At 67.8% G+C, this 17,151-nt stretch carries 17 protein-coding genes; 7 read left to right on the plus strand and 10 right to left on the minus strand.

The window, feature by feature from the left end:
* The first annotated feature begins 94 nt into the window (after window positions 1-94).
* The 4 genes from AC3ZJJ_RS13450 (at window position 95) to AC3ZJJ_RS13465 (ending at window position 3,097) form a co-directional block, all read left to right on the plus strand.
* Window positions 95-475, plus strand: coding sequence for a MarR family winged helix-turn-helix transcriptional regulator (locus tag AC3ZJJ_RS13450; RefSeq protein WP_489895849.1), 381 nt, complete (start codon window positions 95-97; stop codon window positions 473-475).
* A 357-nt stretch (window positions 476-832) separates the two neighbouring features.
* A complete protein-coding gene (locus tag AC3ZJJ_RS13455; RefSeq protein WP_489892320.1) occupies window positions 833-1,216 on the plus strand; it encodes a hypothetical protein in 384 nt (127 codons plus the stop codon).
* Window positions 1,213-1,986, plus strand: coding sequence for a hypothetical protein (locus tag AC3ZJJ_RS13460; RefSeq protein ID WP_489892321.1), 774 nt, complete (start codon window positions 1,213-1,215; stop codon window positions 1,984-1,986). Before AC3ZJJ_RS13455 ends, AC3ZJJ_RS13460 begins: the two co-directional genes overlap by 4 nt.
* A gap of 376 nt (window positions 1,987-2,362) precedes the next feature.
* A complete protein-coding gene (locus tag AC3ZJJ_RS13465) occupies window positions 2,363-3,097 on the plus strand; it encodes an alpha/beta hydrolase (RefSeq protein ID WP_489892322.1) in 735 nt (244 codons plus the stop codon).
* Between the two features lie 291 nt (window positions 3,098-3,388).
* Here the strand turns inward: AC3ZJJ_RS13465 and AC3ZJJ_RS13470 are convergent, their stop codons facing one another.
* Both AC3ZJJ_RS13470 and AC3ZJJ_RS13475 read right to left on the minus strand, forming a co-directional pair.
* Window positions 3,389-3,955 carry an HNH endonuclease family protein gene (locus tag AC3ZJJ_RS13470; RefSeq protein ID WP_489892323.1) on the minus strand — a complete coding sequence of 189 codons (567 nt, stop codon included), beginning with the start codon at window positions 3,953-3,955 and terminating at the stop codon, window positions 3,389-3,391.
* A gap of 320 nt (window positions 3,956-4,275) precedes the next feature.
* A complete protein-coding gene (locus tag AC3ZJJ_RS13475; protein ID WP_489892324.1) occupies window positions 4,276-5,211 on the minus strand; it encodes an excalibur calcium-binding domain-containing protein in 936 nt (311 codons plus the stop codon).
* A gap of 156 nt (window positions 5,212-5,367) precedes the next feature.
* Between AC3ZJJ_RS13475 and AC3ZJJ_RS13480 the strand changes: the two genes are divergently transcribed.
* The gene (locus tag AC3ZJJ_RS13480) at window positions 5,368-5,742 is read left to right on the plus strand and encodes a PH domain-containing protein (protein WP_489892325.1); all 375 of its coding nucleotides are present in this window, start codon (window positions 5,368-5,370) and stop codon (window positions 5,740-5,742) included.
* 48 nt (window positions 5,743-5,790) lie between these two features.
* Here the strand turns inward: AC3ZJJ_RS13480 and AC3ZJJ_RS13485 are convergent, their stop codons facing one another.
* From AC3ZJJ_RS13485 to AC3ZJJ_RS13495, 3 genes are read right to left on the minus strand one after another with little or no spacing between them, the layout of a single operon-like run.
* A complete protein-coding gene (locus AC3ZJJ_RS13485) occupies window positions 5,791-7,401 on the minus strand; it encodes a carbohydrate-binding domain-containing protein (RefSeq protein WP_489892326.1) in 1,611 nt (536 codons plus the stop codon).
* Window positions 7,398-8,267, minus strand: a complete 870-nt coding sequence (locus AC3ZJJ_RS13490; RefSeq protein ID WP_489892327.1) for a polyphosphate polymerase domain-containing protein — start codon at window positions 8,265-8,267, stop codon at window positions 7,398-7,400. The genes AC3ZJJ_RS13485 and AC3ZJJ_RS13490 overlap by 4 nt, the downstream gene beginning before the upstream one ends.
* Window positions 8,264-8,917 carry a DUF4956 domain-containing protein gene (locus tag AC3ZJJ_RS13495; RefSeq protein ID WP_489892328.1) on the minus strand — a complete coding sequence of 218 codons (654 nt, stop codon included), beginning with the start codon at window positions 8,915-8,917 and terminating at the stop codon, window positions 8,264-8,266. Before AC3ZJJ_RS13495 ends, AC3ZJJ_RS13490 begins: the two co-directional genes overlap by 4 nt.
* A gap of 386 nt (window positions 8,918-9,303) precedes the next feature.
* On the opposite strand from AC3ZJJ_RS13495, the gene AC3ZJJ_RS13500 reads away from it, so the two are divergent.
* Entirely contained in the window at window positions 9,304-10,026 is a 723-nt protein-coding gene (locus tag AC3ZJJ_RS13500) for a DUF8548 family protein (protein ID WP_489892329.1), read from the plus strand.
* A gap of 166 nt (window positions 10,027-10,192) precedes the next feature.
* Here AC3ZJJ_RS13500 and AC3ZJJ_RS13505 read toward each other — a convergent pair whose 3' ends face one another.
* The 4 genes from AC3ZJJ_RS13505 to AC3ZJJ_RS13520 form a co-directional block, all read right to left on the minus strand.
* On the minus strand, window positions 10,193-11,443 hold the full coding sequence (locus tag AC3ZJJ_RS13505) for a hypothetical protein (RefSeq protein WP_489892330.1): 1,251 nt from the start codon (window positions 11,441-11,443) through the stop codon (window positions 10,193-10,195).
* Window positions 11,444-11,571: 128 nt separating this feature from the next.
* Window positions 11,572-13,170 (minus strand): LssY C-terminal domain-containing protein, encoded by a 1,599-nt coding sequence (locus AC3ZJJ_RS13510; protein ID WP_489892331.1) that lies wholly within the window; start codon window positions 13,168-13,170, stop codon window positions 11,572-11,574.
* Window positions 13,171-13,298: 128 nt separating this feature from the next.
* Window positions 13,299-14,495, minus strand: coding sequence for a CynX/NimT family MFS transporter (locus AC3ZJJ_RS13515; protein WP_489892332.1), 1,197 nt, complete (start codon window positions 14,493-14,495; stop codon window positions 13,299-13,301).
* Window positions 14,496-14,568: 73 nt separating this feature from the next.
* Window positions 14,569-15,462, minus strand: a complete 894-nt coding sequence (locus AC3ZJJ_RS13520; RefSeq protein ID WP_489892333.1) for a hypothetical protein — start codon at window positions 15,460-15,462, stop codon at window positions 14,569-14,571.
* 167 nt (window positions 15,463-15,629) lie between these two features.
* Between AC3ZJJ_RS13520 and AC3ZJJ_RS13525 the strand changes: the two genes are divergently transcribed.
* Window positions 15,630-16,010 (plus strand): RidA family protein, encoded by a 381-nt coding sequence (locus AC3ZJJ_RS13525; protein ID WP_489892334.1) that lies wholly within the window; start codon window positions 15,630-15,632, stop codon window positions 16,008-16,010.
* On the opposite strand, the gene AC3ZJJ_RS13530 is transcribed toward AC3ZJJ_RS13525, so the two are convergent.
* Window positions 16,000-16,953: a LysR family transcriptional regulator gene (locus AC3ZJJ_RS13530; RefSeq protein ID WP_489892335.1), complete on the minus strand. Its 954-nt coding sequence runs from the start codon at window positions 16,951-16,953 to the stop codon at window positions 16,000-16,002. The two genes, AC3ZJJ_RS13525 and AC3ZJJ_RS13530, sit on opposite strands and share 11 nt — an antisense overlap.
* Window positions 16,954-17,151 lie beyond the last annotated feature (198 nt).

Genomic DNA, 17,151 nt, shown 5'->3' on the forward strand with positions numbered 1-17,151 from the left:
GGAAGCCGCTTCGCGGAAAGTCCAGGATCTAGGCATTAGCCAAGACCCTGTCATCGGCCAATTGAGCTTGGTTTCCAGGAAAATGAGCCAAGCGATGCAGGACGACGCCGACCGCCGCGTACACAAACCGGCCGGTTGGGCGCAGGCGAGCTTCAGACTGTGCTTCGCCCTGTGGACCCTGGGCCCGTTGCCGCCGCACAGAATCTCCTCGGTGACCAGCATGAGCCGTGCAACCATATCCTCAGCGCTCAAGAAGGTCCTCGACGACGGCCTCATCACGAAAGAGCCCTCGAAGGAGGACCAGCGGTCGATGGTTCTCCAGCTGACGGAGAAAGGCGAAAACCTGACCCGCGAAACATACGAGGCACACCTGCGACTAGAGGAAGAGTGGTTCGGGTCGCTCACCGAGGCGGAGCGGCTGGTGATGCTCATGCTCATGGAGAAGATCCTGGACAACCGCCCCTCCTCGGGATAGGAGCGGCCTCCGACATCTCGGGCGACATGCTCCGGGTGGTTATAGACAACGACCCGCCGGTTTGGACGGCGTCCAAGGGTTCGTGTCAGCCGCTGGCGCGTGGCAGCGCCGCCGATAACGGCGCATACGACAACTCGAACCCGGCGAATCGCATCCAGTGCGGATGCAATGGAGAATTCTCCGGTATACGGGCTTGGTGCGGCGCTGGCGTCCTGATAGCCGTCGTGGCCAAGCACATCGGCAGCAGCACCCACCGCTCATAGCGTGGATTTTTAGTGGATTTCTTGTGTCGAATCGCTTAGGGTGGAGGCGGGAACACCGCGTTCCGTGTGGGCCGGCTGCCGGGAGGGTGGACACGTGAGTATTTCGATCGACATCGGCGCATCCCATGCGGGTACCGCACGATTGGGGATCCGCGAGATCGTCCGCCAACTGAACAGCGCGCTCGGTGCGACCCTCGTGGCGGCCCTGGCCGGTAGCCGGGACCCGAAGATCAGCTACAAGTGGGCCCGCACCGATGGTCCCGAGCCCAAGCCCGATGCCCAGGCGCGCCTGCTCCTGGCACATCGGGCCTGGATGGCGGTGTCCGCCGTTGAGGGCGAGCATGTGGCGCGGCTCTGGTTCATCGGATCGAACCCCTGGCTCGGCGAAACCTCCCCGATCGAAGCCATCAGCGCGCTGCGGGCTAAGGAAGTCATGGACGCGGCGGCCTCCATGACCGAAGACGGTTTCGCCGGTTGAGGCGGGTTTGCACCACCACGGGGCTCGCCCTCATCGATACCCGCCTGACCGGCTTCAGAATCGCCAAGAGCTCCTACGGGCCGCTGAGTCCGCGGCCGCGCCCGGACGCGCCGGGGGCCAGCCGTTCGGGGTGGTCGCGTTTCGACACACCCGGAAGGACCCTGTACCTGGCCGACGGCAAGCGCACGGCCTATGCGGAAACGGAAACCCTGTCCCCGACCCGTGTCGCAGCGGATTTCCGCTCCGCCGTCGCCTTTGCCGCCACACGGTTCGGCATCGCCGAAGAGACCGCCGCCAGGCTGGTGGAAGAGGACTGGGTCCGCAACGGCAACATGGTCCCCGGCTGGCTACCGGCCAGCTGGCGCGACGGGAGGCTCGTGTACCGACTGCACATGGAATCCACGGCCGCTTGGGTCGACCTGACCGCGGCGGAATCCATCGCCGCCCTCAACAGATCCCTCGGACCGGCCTTCGAGACCCAGCTCGGAATCAACGGGATCACGCTCGGAACCCTGACCGGCGACAACCGCGAAGCGACCACGCTCATCGCCCAATGGGCCCGGGAACAGGTCCTCGACGACGGAGGCTATGCCGCCGGGGTCAGGTTCCACTCCAAGTTCGGCGGAGGCGCCTGCTGGGCCTACTGGATGCGGCGCACCGACGACGGACTCGGCCCCGAACCGGTTCAAGTTATCTCGGAGGACGAGATCCACGCGCAGGAAAAGGACCTGGAATACGTGCTCAACCTCTACGGCGTGTCCTGCCGCTGACACCAAAGAATCCACACTTGCTGTTGGCCCCGATACGAGGCGCGGTTCCATACCGCCGGCACCAAGCGCCTCCACCCGCGCGCGGGGCCGCCTTGGCCGTCTTGGATTGCCTTACCCGGGGCCGGGTCACCGATAATCAGGGCATATGGCTATATCCCACCCCGAACCTTTTTCCGTTTCCACACGGGCAGCAGCGGCACCCGCCGGTGATTGCCGCTATGAAAGGCACATCCCCCGTCTGCGGGGCGGGGCCGTTCGGCGATCGGCTTCGACGTGGCAGTGGGACGATTCGAACGTTCATGTCGAACGCGTCGGCAACCCGGAGGCGCCAGTCAGGATCCTGCTCGTGCACGGCGCCGGCGGCGACAGTGCTGCCATGTGGCCCTATGCGGCCCACCTCTCGAAGCTGGGTGCCCATGTAACGGTTCCGGACCTTCCCGGTTACGGGAAGACGACGTCCGCGCACCCCGGCAGGATTCGATACGGAGACTGGCAGCAGCTTCTTGTCGACTTGGTGCGGAAGGAAGACGACGAACGCCCCCTGGTCGTCATGGGCGCCAGCATGGGCGGCATGCTTGCCTACGACGCGGCCGCAGAGACGGGACTGGCCTCCCGCCTGGCTGTCACCTGCCTTCTGGATCCGCGCGAGCCCCGTGTCCGCGAACGCCTGACGTGGCATCCAGCCCTTGCACGCATGGCCGGCCCCGCGCTGAGGATGTCGGCAGGGCCCCTTGCCAATGTGCGCCTCCCCATTCGATGGATCGCAGACATGCGGCACATCGCCAACGACCGGGGCCTGATCGACGCGGTCCTTGCCGACAGGAGCGGCGGAGGTGGACGGGTGCCCCTTGGCTGGATGCGAAGCTTCCTCGAGTCCTCACCCCTCGTGGAGCCCGAACAATTCGCCACCACCCCGGTAACGATGATCCAGCCCGGCGCGGATCGATGGACGCCCCTGGAGATCAGCCGGCCCTTCTTCGACGGCATTGCGGCCGAAAAGTCGCTCGTCGTCCTCGAAAACTGCGGCCACTTCCCCGTCGGAGAGCCCGGGTTCACGCAGATGCTTGAAGCGGTACGCCGCCTCGTGGACGAGGTGCGACCGCAGGCCTAGCCACACCCTGTCGCTGCGGACAGGCACTGCGGCCCACCGTCGCACCGGGACGGGCCCGCACTCCCAACCGTGCGCCCTCGCCCCAAACGATCCTGACACGCGTCGGTCTCGACGCCTGGACCACCGCCCCGAAAGCCATGGTGCTATTCGGTTAGGCGGAACTGGCCCAACGCCGATAACTGCACATATGACAACTCCAATTCACGAGGGTTAGGGCCTCGCTTCCCAGGTCGCCAGCACGCGCGCAGATTCGGACCGTGACCGGCCTTCAGGTGCTTGCCTCCCGACGCATCAACCGGCCGTAGCCAAGGCTTTCTGCTCGGGGCACTGGCTGACGACGACACGTTGGATCGCATCGTGCTCCGCCTTGGTCATCCAGAGTCCGTGTTTGGCCTTGACCGCGGTTTGCCGGGCGACGTAATCGCAGCGGAAGGTCTTCTTCGGCGGCAACCAAGTAGCGGCGTCTCCATCGCCTTTGGAGGCGTTCGTGGGCCCGTCCACGGCCAACAGGTTCAGCGGGTCATTGGCGAACGCGAGACGCTCCAGAGCGGTCAATTGTTGTGCGCCCTTCTGCCATGCGTCAGATAGCGCCACAACGTGGTCGATCTGGACCTTCGTGCTCGTTCCCTGTCCTCGGACGAACGCGATTGTCCGGCCGGTGAAGGGGTCCTCAAGGATCCCGCTGGTGATGACGCAACCTCGGGTCCCGGGTTTTGAAGTGGTGGCCTCAAGGTCGCGGCCAAGGACGTCGTTGCGGGCGTCGCACCCGTTCCGGTCCGGATCCTTCCAGCCAGAGCCGAAGAGGTCGCGATCGTAACCGGTCTGCGGGGCGCGCCCCTTGATCGGGATGGCCGCCAATTGGGCCAATATCGTCCCGTTTCCGGGTTCTGTCCTGGCCTGCTGGGGTGCCGTCGGCCCAGTGTCCGGTGTGGGCGCACTGGATAGGGCGGCGGACTCGGGCACCGTGGGAGACGCCCGAGCCGGCGTTTCGGGGGCTGGGGCAACCGGAGTCGGAGCCTCGGACCAAGTGGTTATCGGCTCGTGGGTAGGCGCCTCAGTATGGATGTTGAGCGGCTCGACTGGCGGGGCTGCGGCGCTTGGTGCGCCGCAGCCCGTTAGCGCCCACAGCAGGGCGGTGCCGAGGACAATCAGTCGCCGTCCCGGCGGGCGGGTGGCGCTCATTCGCAGGCGACGCCGTCTCCGTCGCGGTCCAGCTTCCGGCTGTAGCCGGGGTCGCCCGAGTAGATCGGGTCGGCTCCAGCGGCCCGGACCGCGGAGCAGTTCTCGTAGTACGCGGACGATCCTGCGGTGTCCTCAACCAAAGTCTCGATCTGCGCCTGCTCTTCGGCCTCGGCCCGGCGTTCGGCCTCGGCGGCTGCCGCGGCGTCCGCTGCGGCCTGCTCGGCTGCGGCCCTCTTTGCAGCAGCGGCGGCCTCCTTCTCCACTGCCTCCTCCTGAGCCTGGGCCGCAGCCTTTGCCTCGGCGGCCTTCTTCGCGGCTGCTTTTTCCTTCGCGACCTTCTTCGCCGCCGCCTCCTGCTTCGCATTTTCCTCAGCGGCCTTCTTGGCTGCGGCTTCCTGCTTGGCCTTGGCCTCCGCTGCAGCCTTCGTCTCGGCCCGTTCCTTGGCCGCGGCGACGTCCTTCTCGTGAACGGCCTGGCTGACCCAGACGAAGGCACCGTCGTCGGCCTTATTGCAGTAGTTGCTCTCCGATCCCTGTGTCATCACCAGATGGTCCGCGTCGCAGGACTGGCCAACGAAACTTGCCAAAGCCGGCTCCAAGGTAGGCGTCGATGCAGGCTTGTCGGCCACGGCCGTGTTGCCCCCGGCGCCAGTTTGGATACCGCCGACGACGGCGGAAGCGACGAATACTACCGCGGCGACGCCCGCGAGGCCGACGGCGGCCTTGCGGTTTGGGATGCGCGCCCACTTGATGCGCCCGACGAGCAGGCCCACCAGAGCGAACAGGAAAGCCAAGACGCTCAGTAGGAACATCAGCACCGGGGCCAGGATCATCAGGACGATGAGCAGCACGACGAGGAGAGCCGCAACGATCCACCAGGTACGTGTACGAGTCCGTTTTTGGACAGGCAAAGGCAGAAAAGGATTGTTCATAGAAATTCCCCCCAGAAAACGAAAAGCAAGCAGATACTCGAACCATAAAGCATTCCTGGCCAATCACGAATAGATTCGCTGTCGAGGAATGTGGCAGGTGCATAACCTTTCAGGCGGGTGTCAAACCTGTCACTTGTCTCAGCTATGGTCAGAGCCATGATTGACTTCAACAACGGTTCCGTCTTCAAGCTCAGCCCATGCAATCCGCAGGATGTGGCTGGGGATGTGACGCCACTCTTCGTCCGGGAGGAGACACTACTTGCCACGTTCAAGGGCGTCCGCGACTTCGTGGTTTTCACCAATAAGCGCCTCATCACGGTAAACGTCCAGGGGATGACAGGTAAGAAGCGCGACTACACGTCCCTGCCCTACTCCAAGATCCAGGCGTTCTCCGTCGAGACGGCAGGCACGTTCGATCTGGATGCGGAACTGGACCTGTGGTTCAGCGGACTTGGCAAGGTCCGGCTTGAATTCAAGGGGCAGGTGGACATCCGGGCGCTTTCCCAACTGGTTGCGTCCCACGTGCTGTAGGGCTGCGAGCAGGCGGCCGTCGAACCCGGGCCAAAGCCGCGGTTGCGACTAAGGCCGCCCGCCCCCAAACCCCATGCCGCCGGCCGTGTACTCGCCGGCCGTCAGCGTGCTGACCTCCGTGGCGCCCTTCAGCGTCCCGTCCACGAGTCCCGCACCCGTGCCCGCCGTGCCGCCGGTGTAGACCGTGTATTCCTCGCCGTCCTCCATGCCCTCGGAGGAGAAGACGATCGAGGCCGCCTCCTTCTCGGTCACGAACGTGCCGATCAGCTCCCCGGAGGAGTCGGCGACCTGCACCACCGTGCCCGCGGGCAGCGCCGTGTCCGAGGTCAACTGCAGGCTCGACTGCGCGGAGTCCGTCGAAGGCGTCACGGCCATGCCCGCGCTCCCGGCCGCGACCACGGTCCCGCCCTCCACCGTCAGGTCGCCGTCGACGTCCAGCGCGCCGTTGCCGTCGTTGGTGGGCCCGTTGACCACCAGCACGCCGCCGGTCACCCGGGCGGTCCCGTTCGAGTCCAGTCCGTCGCCCTCGGAACTGATGGTGGTGTCTCCGCCTGAGACGACCACGCTGTAGTCGCCCGCGGCCGCCATGTTCGGCCCGCCCCCGGCGCCGGCCGCGTCCGTTGACGAGCCGCCCGCCGCGTTCACGCCGTCGTCGCTCGCCGTCACGTCGATGGTGCCGCCCTCGATGAGGATGTCCGCGGCCTCCAGGCCCTCGTAGGAGGAGGTGACGGTGGTGGTTCCGTCGACCATCCAAAGAGTGTTGAAGGCCTTCAGCCCGTCGTCGCCGGCGGCGACGGTCAGCGTCCCGCCCTGAACCAGGGCCCAGCCGCGGTCCGCGTCCTCCTCGTTGTCCGACTTCACGCCGTCGCCCTTCGCCTCCACGGTCCAGTCGCCGCCGGCGACCACCACGTAGTCCTGGCCGCGGATGCCGTCGTCGACCGCGGTGACGTCCACGGTGCCGCCCGCGAGGACCAGCCCGTCCTTGGTGTTGATGCCGTCGTTCGCGTTGCCGGTGACGGTCAGCGCTCCTCCGCCGGCGATGGTGAGGTCGCTCGCGGACGCGATGGCCGCCGTCGGCGTCTCCCCGGACTCCGCGGCGTAGGTGGCGGCATCGGCGACGCTGTTGGTGCTGCCGTCGGCCAGGTAGAGAACCACCTCGTCGGCCGTGGTGACGGTCAGCGCGGACCCCGTGGAGGAGGCGAGGTCGACGCCGTCGAACACCAGCCGCGCCAGCTGGTCGTCGGGGGCGGCGACGTTCAGGGTTCCGTCGGCGAGCGATCCGCTGATCCGGTACGTGCCGCCGGCCGTGATGGTCACGGTGTCCCCGTCCACCTCCACGCCGTCTCCGCCGGTGCTGGCGCCGTCGGCGAGCGTCACGGCGACCTCGGTGGACTCGTCCCACACCAGGTCGTCGTCGTCGAAGTGGGTGTCGGCGTCGGTCTGGATCTCGATGGCGGCGGACGCGGTGTCGGCGCTTCCGGTGGTATCGGTCGACGCCGAGGAGGAGGCGGAGGAAGACACGGACGACGACGACGCCGTGTCACCCGATCCGGCGTCCGCGGTTGTGGAGCAGGCGGCGAGCGACAGCGCCAGCGCGAGGGCGGCGACTGACGTGGCGGCGTTGGTGGTTGCGGACGTGGCGGAGCGTGGGAGCTTCATGATGTTCTCTCTTCCGGGAAGTGTGGGGGTGTATGCGGGGCGGGGACGCGCTCGACGAGGTTCGGGACCAGGTGGCGGCGCAGCGTGCGTGACCAGCGGTTGGACGGCAGGGCGGGGATCAGGGCGGCGAGCCCGGTGGCGTACTTGGAGATGCGCGCCGGGCGGACCCCGTGGGCCCAGAGGAGCCGGTCGACGGGGCCCGGGCTGGAGCCCGACTTCGTCTCCAGCACCACGTGCCCGGCGAGCGACCAGAGCGGCCCGCCGGGCAGGCGCCACCCCACGGCCTCGTCGAGCGTGGCCCGTGAACCGGCGCCCGGGATGAAGAAGGTGGTGCGGCGGTAGGACGTCTCCAGCGCGGGGATCAGTTCGCCGTCGGCCACTTGCGTTGCGGCGTCGGCCGCCGAACCGCCCGCCTGGGCCAGCTCGGCGGCGACATAGGCCCGCCCCTCCCCCGTGAGCCGCGAGCGGTCCGCGGGATCGTAGGGGATCCGCTCCTTGACGGTCGCGGAGCGGGCGCCCTCCGTCTTGACCTCGAGGAAGGCGGTGCCGGTGTCCATGTAGCCGCGGGTGCGGACCTTGAACCGGCGGCGGCGCGGGTGCGCGGCGGAGAGGTAGGAGGCGCGGCCGGGGGTGTCGAAGTAGACGCTGTCGTAGCCGAAGTGCCGGCGGCCGTCGATGTCCAGAACGCGGGTGTCCGCGGGCAGGCCGCGCAGGACGGCGGCGGCGGTCTCGACGTCCACCACGTACTTGCGGTCGATCCGGGTCTGTAGAGCGGCGAGTGCGTTGAGCTCGTCCAGGCCGATGGGCTCCAGCCCGGCGGGGTTCGCGCCGGCCACCGTCAAGCCGAGCGGCGCCCGGGCGCTCACGCGCCCACCAGTTCGATGGTGCCGGTGCGCCCGGGGCCCTGTTCGCCGTCGGGCGCCGTGTCCAGGCGCTCGTGCCGAGGCCCGTCCGGTCCGGCGGCGCGGGGCCGGGCGACTACCTCGAAGCGGACGTCGACGAGGGTCTTGTCGTTGACCAGGTCCAGCTCGATCACGGTGACGGTGTGGACCTTGGCGCCGAGGAGCGATTCCAGCGTCTCGCGCAGTTCGGGCTCCCGGGCGATGGCGCGGTCCAGGACCACGTGCTGGTGCCGGTACCTCGGCAGGACCTTCGGGTGGTCGCCGATCCAGACGGCGGCGACGATGAGGGCCATCAGCCCGGATCCGAGCCACAGCGGGGCGACGCCGATGCCCCCGATGAGGCCGAGCGCGAGGGCCGCGAAGTAGTAGGCGACCTCGTGCTGGGACAGCTCCGTGGACCGCAGCCGGATGATGGACAGGACACCGAAGAGGCCCAGCCCAAGGCCCGCGGAGGCCGCGGACCCGGCGAGCGCGGCGGCGACGGCGAGGACGCCGACGTTGACCACCAGGTAGGCGACCATAAGGTCGCGGCGGCGGTGGCGCCGCAGGTAGAGGGCGAAGACGAGGATCAGGATGGCGACGAGGTCGGCGCCAAAAAGGACGAGGGAGTCCATGGGGCAGCTCCAGCGGTGAAGGGGGAATGTTCACCATTCAGACTGCCGACACGAACTATGGATTCATTGTGGGAGGCCGTTGATGCAGATGTGACTGCCGCATCCGCATCAACTCACGAGGAAAGCGGGTGGCTAGCATGCTTACGTCACGGCGTATCGGTCGTCTCCCCAGGATGACGGAAGCTTGCGAAGATCGCGCGAGTGCGCGGTGAATCCGTCGCTCACGCGGATCACGGACTTTCTCTGCCCGGTAGATCGGGCAATCCGGCTCTTTTGACGCGGGCTCGTGCAATGATCGCTGGGCAAGGGATAGCGGGCAACTAGGGGGAAACTTGGAACGGAATCTTCAATCCACGGATCGACGCACGCAGAACGTGAAGGCTCTGGTGACTTTCGCACGCCGGGAATTGGGCCCGAGCGATCGCTGGATTCGTGCCAACGGGTATCCCGACAGTCTCGCGCTGTGCGTTGTTGATTCGATCTACTCGACCGGCCAGCACTACAACGCCGTCAAGAATGTCGTATCCAACTACAAGGAGTATCAGGGCACATCGGCCTCCACGGTCAGCACAGGTGAGTCGGACGGCGTCGAGGAGCTTCTCGCCACCTTCAGTGCGGTCGGTGGAGTAAGTGAGTGGGCGGATCAGGTAGCCAAGAACCGGAAGCCGGCACACACGAAACCTAATGCAGTCCTGAAGGCGGAGGTTGTTCTCCTCGCCGCCGAGCTCCTCCGCGACAAGGGCGTCCTAACGGTGGCAGACCTCCGGGCGCTCGACGGCGTTGCGCTACAAGATCTTCACAGCGGGTGGAAGGCCCTTCCGAGCCAACGCTCGGGCATCACGTTCAACTACGTACTGATTCTCGCTGGGCGCCAGAGCATCAAGGTGGACCGGATGGTCCACCGGTTTGTTGCGAATGTTCCCGGGGCGACGCTGAAGGATGCGACCAACGAGGAAGTCCTAGCGACGTTGGTGGAGGTGGCCACCGAACTCGATGTGACAGCGGCCGTGTTGGACCACGTGGCTTGGCGCTTCGCCTCTAACCGCGAATTCCTTCTGGCGGATCCCGAGGGAGACCCCGACAAGATACCCCAGGCCGCATCGCATTAGAAAGTCGTCCATTTCGGCGTCGAATGATTGGCCTACTTGCCAGCTCCTCCTGTACGCCGTCGGATTGATGCCCACACCCTGTCACGAATCCGTCTTAGCCGCCGCCTACCGCGGAACCGGACGGCGTCGGCGCCGTCCCGGCGCGACACCATGTTCCGCGCCTCGTTCAGTTGCTCTCTTCGGCCTTGTTGTCGTTTCCACGCAGTCGCAGCGCCCGGTCGGCAATTCCGCTGGAAAGTCTGCTCGTCGCCGATCGGGCTCGGTCGAAGTTCTCGTTGCCCAAACGCCGGGCAGCGCCGGCGCCCTCCGCCCCAGTCTCAAGCACCCTGTCCCTCACTTCCACTGCCGCATCAACCCATCTCTTCGCCTCCAACGACTGACGATCCCCCTCGATCCCGAGTAGGCCGTGGAAGTCTACAACGGCGCTCGTCACGTAGTTGCTCGAATGCACTACTGCGCGCGACGACGTCGGGTGCAGCAAAACCTTCGCATTGGCCACACCAGCGGCGGCATCCATGCGCGCCATCAGACGCTCGGTGCTTCGTGAGATGAGTTCCAGCCGGTTTTGCCGGGCGGCCCTCAGCGCGAGGCGGTGCTGATCCAGCTCCTCCGGCGACGCTTCCAGCACTCGGTCGAGCTCGAGTACCGCAATCCCGTCCTGCAGCTGGAAGCAGCGGGCCAGAACCGCGAGCCACTCCTGCACTTTGGCCTCGGCTTCCTTCGAGGTCTTGGCGAGATCACCGAGTTTGCCTTTGTGCTCCAGCTTCGCGGCGATGGCGTCGAGTTGCCGCAGCGTATAGGCCTGAGTTCGCGCGATCGTGCCCGAGGTCGTCTGGACCTTCGACCACGTGACCTCAGAAACGCGGCCCACCTGTTCCCGGATCGTCATGGCCTCGCCGATGACGAAGTCAACACCCAGCATGTCAGCGAGCACGGCGTCCTTCTGGGCGCGGAGCACGTCATCGACCTTCTCGTCGATCGCGGCGAGATAATCGGTGATCTCGTCCATGGTCTGCTGCATTGCCAGCTGTGCCATGATCCCCGCGGCTCCCGCCAGCACGGCGGGATTGGCCAACATTGATCCGGGGGTCTTCGCAAACTCGAGGATTCCCTTGATCTTGCCTTTCTCTGTCACCACGGCACGGCTGACATGATGGGTTGAACCCTTCATCGCCTCGAACTGCTTGAGGGCCTGAGCCGATTGTTCCGTCAACTTAACCCAACGCCCGGAGTTGGCAACAACCTCCGATCCTGATTGGGCAGCCCCGGACGCTGCATTTAGAACTGGGCCAAGCCGATGCAGACCGAGGTCCCTCGAAGACAGATTTTCCGACGCCAGGAAGCGGTCGACAGCGGTCGCATCCCCAAAGACCGCGACTCCATCACCGTCACTCATGAGCTGAATCTCGTGGTCCATCGTTTACTCCTGGATCGGGGCAGGGGACGCCTGCGAAGGATGGCTTGCTCGCCGTTCTTGCAGTGTACGGGCGGCGGTCGCCAAACGGTCCCGGACTAGGCAGGGCCCGTCCTGCCACTACGGCGGCCTCAGCCCCTCGCCTCACGGAGCCGCAGCCGGCGGGCCGCCGGCAGGACCGGCACCAGGAGCAGCCACGAGTACACCGCCAGTTCGGGGTTCCAGAACGCCACGGGCACGCTGAACAGGAACACCACCGGAACGGGCCGGACGGCACGCAGGACGTACCGGTACAGCTCCGCGTCGACGGCGGGCGCGATCAGCCCCGCGTGCCACGCGTGCCGCCAGATCAGGTTCAGCGTGATGTACACCGCCGACGTCACCAGCGCGTAAAGCACCACGGGCCAGGGCGATTCCCTCCCGCCGTAGTCGCTGAGCAGGCTCGTGGGCATCGGGAGCAGGGCGACGAAAAACAGCAGCAGCAGGTTGAGCCACTGCAGCGTCACGTCGTACCGGCGGATCACGGTGAACTTGCGGTGGTGGTTCATCCACGCCGTCCCAATCACCGTGAAGCTCAGCGCGTAGGCCAGGATCTCCGGGAGGTCCTCCCGCAGCGCGATGCCCAGCTCGGCCGGCTCGAGTCCGGCGGGCAGGATCAGCTCCAGGACCAGCAGGGTCATGGCGATGGCGAACACCGCGTCGCTGAAGAAGACCATCCGATCCAGCGACCGGCCCGAGCCGAACAGGTCCCGGTGCCGCTCCGCCGGCGAGCCGCCGGGCGCCCGCTCCCCTGCCTCCCCGGAAACCCGCGGCGCCGCCGCCGCGGACGGAACCTCGGCGGACGCGGCTCCCTTCGCCGTCGCCGCCGTCGTCGCGGTCGCCACCGTCGGCCGCAGATCGACGATCGGCAGGTCCCCGTCCGTCTCGATGGCGTCCCCTCCCCCGTTGCGCGCGTGGTACCCCGTGGTGAAGTGCCTGACGACGCGGACCGCCGCCCCCGCCGACCGAAGTGCCGCGACGACCAGGTCCCGCTCCTCATCCGTGCGCTCGGCCACCTTGTGCGTGACCTGCAGGGTGAACAGGGACAGCCCCACCCTCCGATCGAACGTGGCCGCCCCGACGAGGTCGGCGTCGAAGCCGCCGGGCAGCTTCCACCCGGGCGGGCAGCTCCAGAACCGCACGTGGTGCCGCTGGGCCGGGCTGCCCGCCACCTCCCGTTCGAAGACCAGGTCTTGGCGTCGGCCGAACACGAAGAGCGGGCTGACCGGAGCCGCCGGGTAGCTCCGGCGGAGCACGGACGCCCGGGTGATGCGCCAGCCGGTGGCCAGTCCCAGCGGTTCCGCGGCGGTCCAGCCGGCCCGCCGCATCGCCGCGGTCAGTTGCTCCGCGCTACCGACGATCGCCAGGTTGACGGGGTCGCCGAGCAACCCGTCGGCCGTGCGCGCCCTCCCGATGAAGTAGTCGGGCACATAGATCCGCGAGAGGACCCGGTTCAGCTGCGGGAGCAGCATGTACGCGCAGAGCACCCAGATGAGCAGGAAGCCCCAGAGCAGCCTCCCGTCGTCGATCTCCTCGACGGCCAGGTGGTAGACGCCGAGCCCCACCAGCGCGGTGACGAGGAGGCGGATCAGCCGCTGCGACCACAGCAGGGCGGTGGCGCGGGCACCGCGGTGCGCCGGCGGCCCGGGGCCGTCGGAGGGTATCCGGGGGCTGCTGCTCTGCGTGTCCATGGTTCCGCCGGCTGTGTCGACCCGTCCGTGTTCGTGGAACTGTGCGGCCAGACTACCGACACCATCGGATATTGGGCTCTCCTGCGGGAGATGATTTGCGGCATCCCCAGCGAGGAGACGTGCGGCGTTCAGCCGATCAGGCGATCGCGGCCGGACAGCACCGCCGTGACGCACAGAACCAGCATCAGCCCGGCGGTGACGGCCAGGGGGAGCGTCCAGCTGCCGCTGAGATCGCGCAGGGCGCCGAACGCCACCGGGCCCGCGGCGGCGATGCCGTAGCCGATGGACTGCGCCATCCCGGAGAGCGAGGCGGCCTGCTGGTGGTTGACCGTGCGGAGGCTGAACAGGGACAGCGCGATGACAATGAGGCTGCCGCAGCCGGCGGCCCCCACCACGACCCAGAGCAGGGAGAGCTGCGGGGCCACGGCGAGCCCCACGTAGGCGCAGAAGGCCAAGACGCTGCTGCACAGGGCCACTGGCCGCTGGTCCTTGGCCCGGTGCAGCACGGCTCCGGCGGTCAGGCTGGCCAGCACGCCGACCAGGAGGAAAACCGAGGTGTGCAGGCCGGAGGTCGCCGCCGGGACGCCCCGCTCGTGTTCGATTCCCGGCAGCCAGGCGATCAGGACGAAAAACCCGAGCGACTGAAGCCCCATAAAGAGGGTGGTCTGCCAGCCCAGCCAGGTCTTCCATGGCGAGCGGAAGTCGCCGGCGCGGTCCCCGGCCGGCGCGACAACCGGTTTCCGGGAGCGCAACCGCGGAAGCAGGATCGCCAGCGCGATCAACGCGAGTCCCACCCAGACTCCCAGCGCCAGCCGCCAGCCGTGGGTGGTGGCGTGGGCGATGGGTACGACGACGGCGGCGCCGGCCGCGGACACGGCCCCCTGGACGGCGGTGTACAGGCCGGTCACCTGGCTGACGCGGCCCGGGAGGTCCCTCTTCACCAGCGAGGGCAGCAGCACGTTCAGGAAGGCGATCCCCGTCCCGATCAGCACGGTGCCGGTCCAGATGGCGGCCTCCGCGGGAACGGACCGGCCCAGGATGCCGGCCGCGAGCAGCAGCACCGAGAGCCACAGGGCCCGGTCCAGGCCGAGCCGGCGCGCCAGGCCCGGCGCCACGGGAGAGAAGACGGCAAAGCAGATGAGCGGCAGCCCGGTCAGGAGGCCCGCGGTGCTTCCGGACCAGCCGAACTCCGCGCCGATGTCCGAGAGCACCGGGCCCACGCTGACGAACGCCACACGCAGGTTCACGGCGATAAGCAGGATGCCCAGGAACGCGGCGCCCACTCGCGCCGTGCGCACCGTCTTCGCCCGTTCGGCCACCGGCATTCGTGCTACCCCCGTCCGTGCAATCGGCCGCGACTACGGCAGAACTCCTCATTCTGGCACGGCGGCCGCCCTGTCAGCGCCCGTACTCGACGCGGAAGCTGTTGTCGTTGGGCAGCACGATCACGGAACCGGTCTTCGCGGTCCATCCCTCGGGGAGGAAAAACAAGTTGCCGCCACTGACCGACTGCAGCCGCAGGCCGTCGTAGCGGTACACGGGGGACGCTTTGGTGCCGACCGTCGCCTCGGTCACCGCCGGGATGTCGGTGGCCAGCGGCGTGGTGCTGTAGACCTGCGCCCGCGGGAGCTCGTCCACATGCTGCTCCAGGTCCATGCCCCCGCGCACGCCCACAACCTGTGCGTGGTTCGCGGCCCCCCAGAACAACAGCAGCGCGACCAGGCCGAACAGCAGCGCGCTCTCGCCGGCGCGCTGCTGGATGGATCGGGCCTCCGGTTCCCCGGCGTGTGCCAGCCGGTACATGCGCACGGCCCACGCGGCCAGCAGCACCCCGGCGGCCATCACGTAGGGCGCGTACACGAGGTTCCGTTCGGGCAGCAGCGCCACCAGCAGCAACGACACCACCGCCGCCAGGATGCCCACGGCGGCGACGGCCCCGGCAAGCCGCCGCATCCGCGGCCGGGCAGCCGCGCCCTGGTTGATGCGGCGGCAGAACCACCCGTGCAGGGCCATGCAGCCGATCCCCGCGACGAACACGAACACGAGCGCGAGGGACAGGTGGCTGACGCTGAAGAGAACGTAGTCCTGGGTGGTGTACCCGTACAGGTTCACGTTCAGGCCCATGTAGCTGGCCTCCGCGCCCGCCTTCACCCAGCCGAAGAAGACCAGCACGGAGCTGAGCACGGTGATCGGCGGCCCGATGCTGCTAAGCGCCGCCATTACGCGGCTCTTCGGCGCAGAGTGCGCCGCCGGGGGCGGCGCCGCGTCGGCGTCGGCCTTCGTGGTGGTCATCAGGTGACGTCCCGCCTGCCCATGGGCGAATGGTCCCACCGCGAGGGGCACCTTTGAAGCCCTGCAAAGAAAACAGGAACGCACCCAGGCCTTTCTTTCCAAGGTCCTCTAGGCAACATTGATCCCGGGCCGGCCACCACGCCGGCCACAAGAAAGGAACGATCCCCATGTCCCGACAGCAGGTAAGCACGGACCTGGCGCCACGCCCCGCCGGCCCCTACTCCCAGGCCATCGCCGCCAACGGCTTCCTCTTCACCGCCGGCCAGACGCCCCACGACCCCGTCACCGACGACACCGTGGGGACCACCATCGAGGAGCAGACCCGCCAGGCCATGAACAACCTGGGCGCCATCTTGGCCGCACACGGCCTGGACTTCTCCCACGTCGTCAAGACCACGGTGCACCTGCACGACCCCGGCCGGGACTTCCCCGGTTTCAACGCCGCCTACGAGGAGTTCGTCGCCGCTCCCTATCCGGCGCGAACCACCGTGGGCTCGATCCTGGGCGGCTTCCTGATCGAGGTCGATGCCGTCGCCGTTATTCCGTAGGCACGCGGGGGCCGTGGCCGGGAACCTCCCGGCGCACGGAGCCGGTCCGGGATTCGTCCACGGCGATTGGCCCCAGGCACCGGACCAGTTCGAGGACGTCGTACCGGGTGTCCGCACGGCGTCGCACCGCGTGGACCTCCACGGGCGGAAGACCCACCAGGGACACGCCCCGCAATCCCCGGCCGGCGGCCAGCGGCACCATGGACTCCAGCACAACGGCGACGCCCTTTTCCTCCGCGACGCCGCGCAACACCTCGCCGAAGTGCCTGGCCCCGATCGGCACGGGAATCGCCCCGTCGGGCGAGGGGAAGTCCGCCAACCACGCCCGGGACATCATCCCGAACTCGACCTGCGGATCGTGCAGCAGCGGAAGCGCCGCGAAGTCCTCGGCGCCGGCCATGGCCGCGTCGGCCAGGGGATGGTGGCGCGGCACCACCGCCGCGCGCCAGGCCCTGGTGAGCGGCACGGAGTCAAGCTCCGGATGTTTGATCGCCGCCGTCGCCCAGACGACGTCGACCCTGTCCCCCAGCAGGCTGTCGACCACCAGCGAGTACGGAATTCCCAGACACGCGAACCGGTCCGCCGGGCGCCGGCGCCGTAAGCGAGCGGACAGCTCGGCCAGTTCCCGCCGCCCGGGGGTTTCGCCGAGCCGCCCGGGGACGCCCAGCCGGACGGGACACTCGGCGCCGGGCATCGCGGCCTCCTGGGCCAGGCGCGCCTCTCGGAGGAGCGGCCCCGCGTGCTGCAGGAACCGAAGGCCCGCGGCCGTTAGGGCGAACCCGCCGCAGGGATCGTGTTCCACCAACGCGGCCCCTACTTGCCGCTCCAGCCGGTGGATCCGTTTGCTCAAGGCGGGGGCACCCACGTGCAACCGCGCGGCGGCCCGGCCGAAGTGTTCCTCCTCGGCCAGAACAATCAGGCTTTCGACACACTCAAGATCCATGTGCACGGTCCGCCCCCGGGTCTCCGTATCAGGACTGATGTACCACCAAGCCGGCACACGACCGCCGGCAGACGAAACCTGTCAAGCACTGTTTCCACTGGGGAACCACGTCCACTCAATGGAAGCATGGCTGGCTATGGTGTCAATCGATAGCAACACCACAATGGGCGCGTGTTTGGCCGGTGGCGGCACCACCGT

The organism is Arthrobacter sp. AOP29-A2-19, assembly GCF_058138025.1.

Coding starts and splice junctions, on each gene's coding strand:
- AC3ZJJ_RS13450 (WP_489895849.1), top strand. CDS start 95: ATGCAGGACGACGCCGACCGCCGCGTACACAAACCGGCCGGTTGGGCG.
- AC3ZJJ_RS13465 (WP_489892322.1), top strand. CDS start 2,363: ATGTGGCCCTATGCGGCCCACCTCTCGAAGCTGGGTGCCCATGTAACG.
- AC3ZJJ_RS13475 (WP_489892324.1), bottom strand. CDS start 5,211: ATGAACAATCCTTTTCTGCCTTTGCCTGTCCAAAAACGGACTCGTACA.
- AC3ZJJ_RS13480 (WP_489892325.1), top strand. CDS start 5,368: ATGATTGACTTCAACAACGGTTCCGTCTTCAAGCTCAGCCCATGCAAT.
- AC3ZJJ_RS13485 (WP_489892326.1), bottom strand. CDS start 7,401: ATGAAGCTCCCACGCTCCGCCACGTCCGCAACCACCAACGCCGCCACG.
- AC3ZJJ_RS13495 (WP_489892328.1), bottom strand. CDS start 8,917: ATGGACTCCCTCGTCCTTTTTGGCGCCGACCTCGTCGCCATCCTGATC.
- AC3ZJJ_RS13505 (WP_489892330.1), bottom strand. CDS start 11,443: ATGGACCACGAGATTCAGCTCATGAGTGACGGTGATGGAGTCGCGGTC.
- AC3ZJJ_RS13510 (WP_489892331.1), bottom strand. CDS start 13,170: ATGGACACGCAGAGCAGCAGCCCCCGGATACCCTCCGACGGCCCCGGG.
- AC3ZJJ_RS13515 (WP_489892332.1), bottom strand. CDS start 14,495: ATGCCGGTGGCCGAACGGGCGAAGACGGTGCGCACGGCGCGAGTGGGC.
- AC3ZJJ_RS13520 (WP_489892333.1), bottom strand. CDS start 15,462: ATGACCACCACGAAGGCCGACGCCGACGCGGCGCCGCCCCCGGCGGCG.
- AC3ZJJ_RS13525 (WP_489892334.1), top strand. CDS start 15,630: ATGTCCCGACAGCAGGTAAGCACGGACCTGGCGCCACGCCCCGCCGGC.
- AC3ZJJ_RS13530 (WP_489892335.1), bottom strand. CDS start 16,953: ATGGATCTTGAGTGTGTCGAAAGCCTGATTGTTCTGGCCGAGGAGGAA.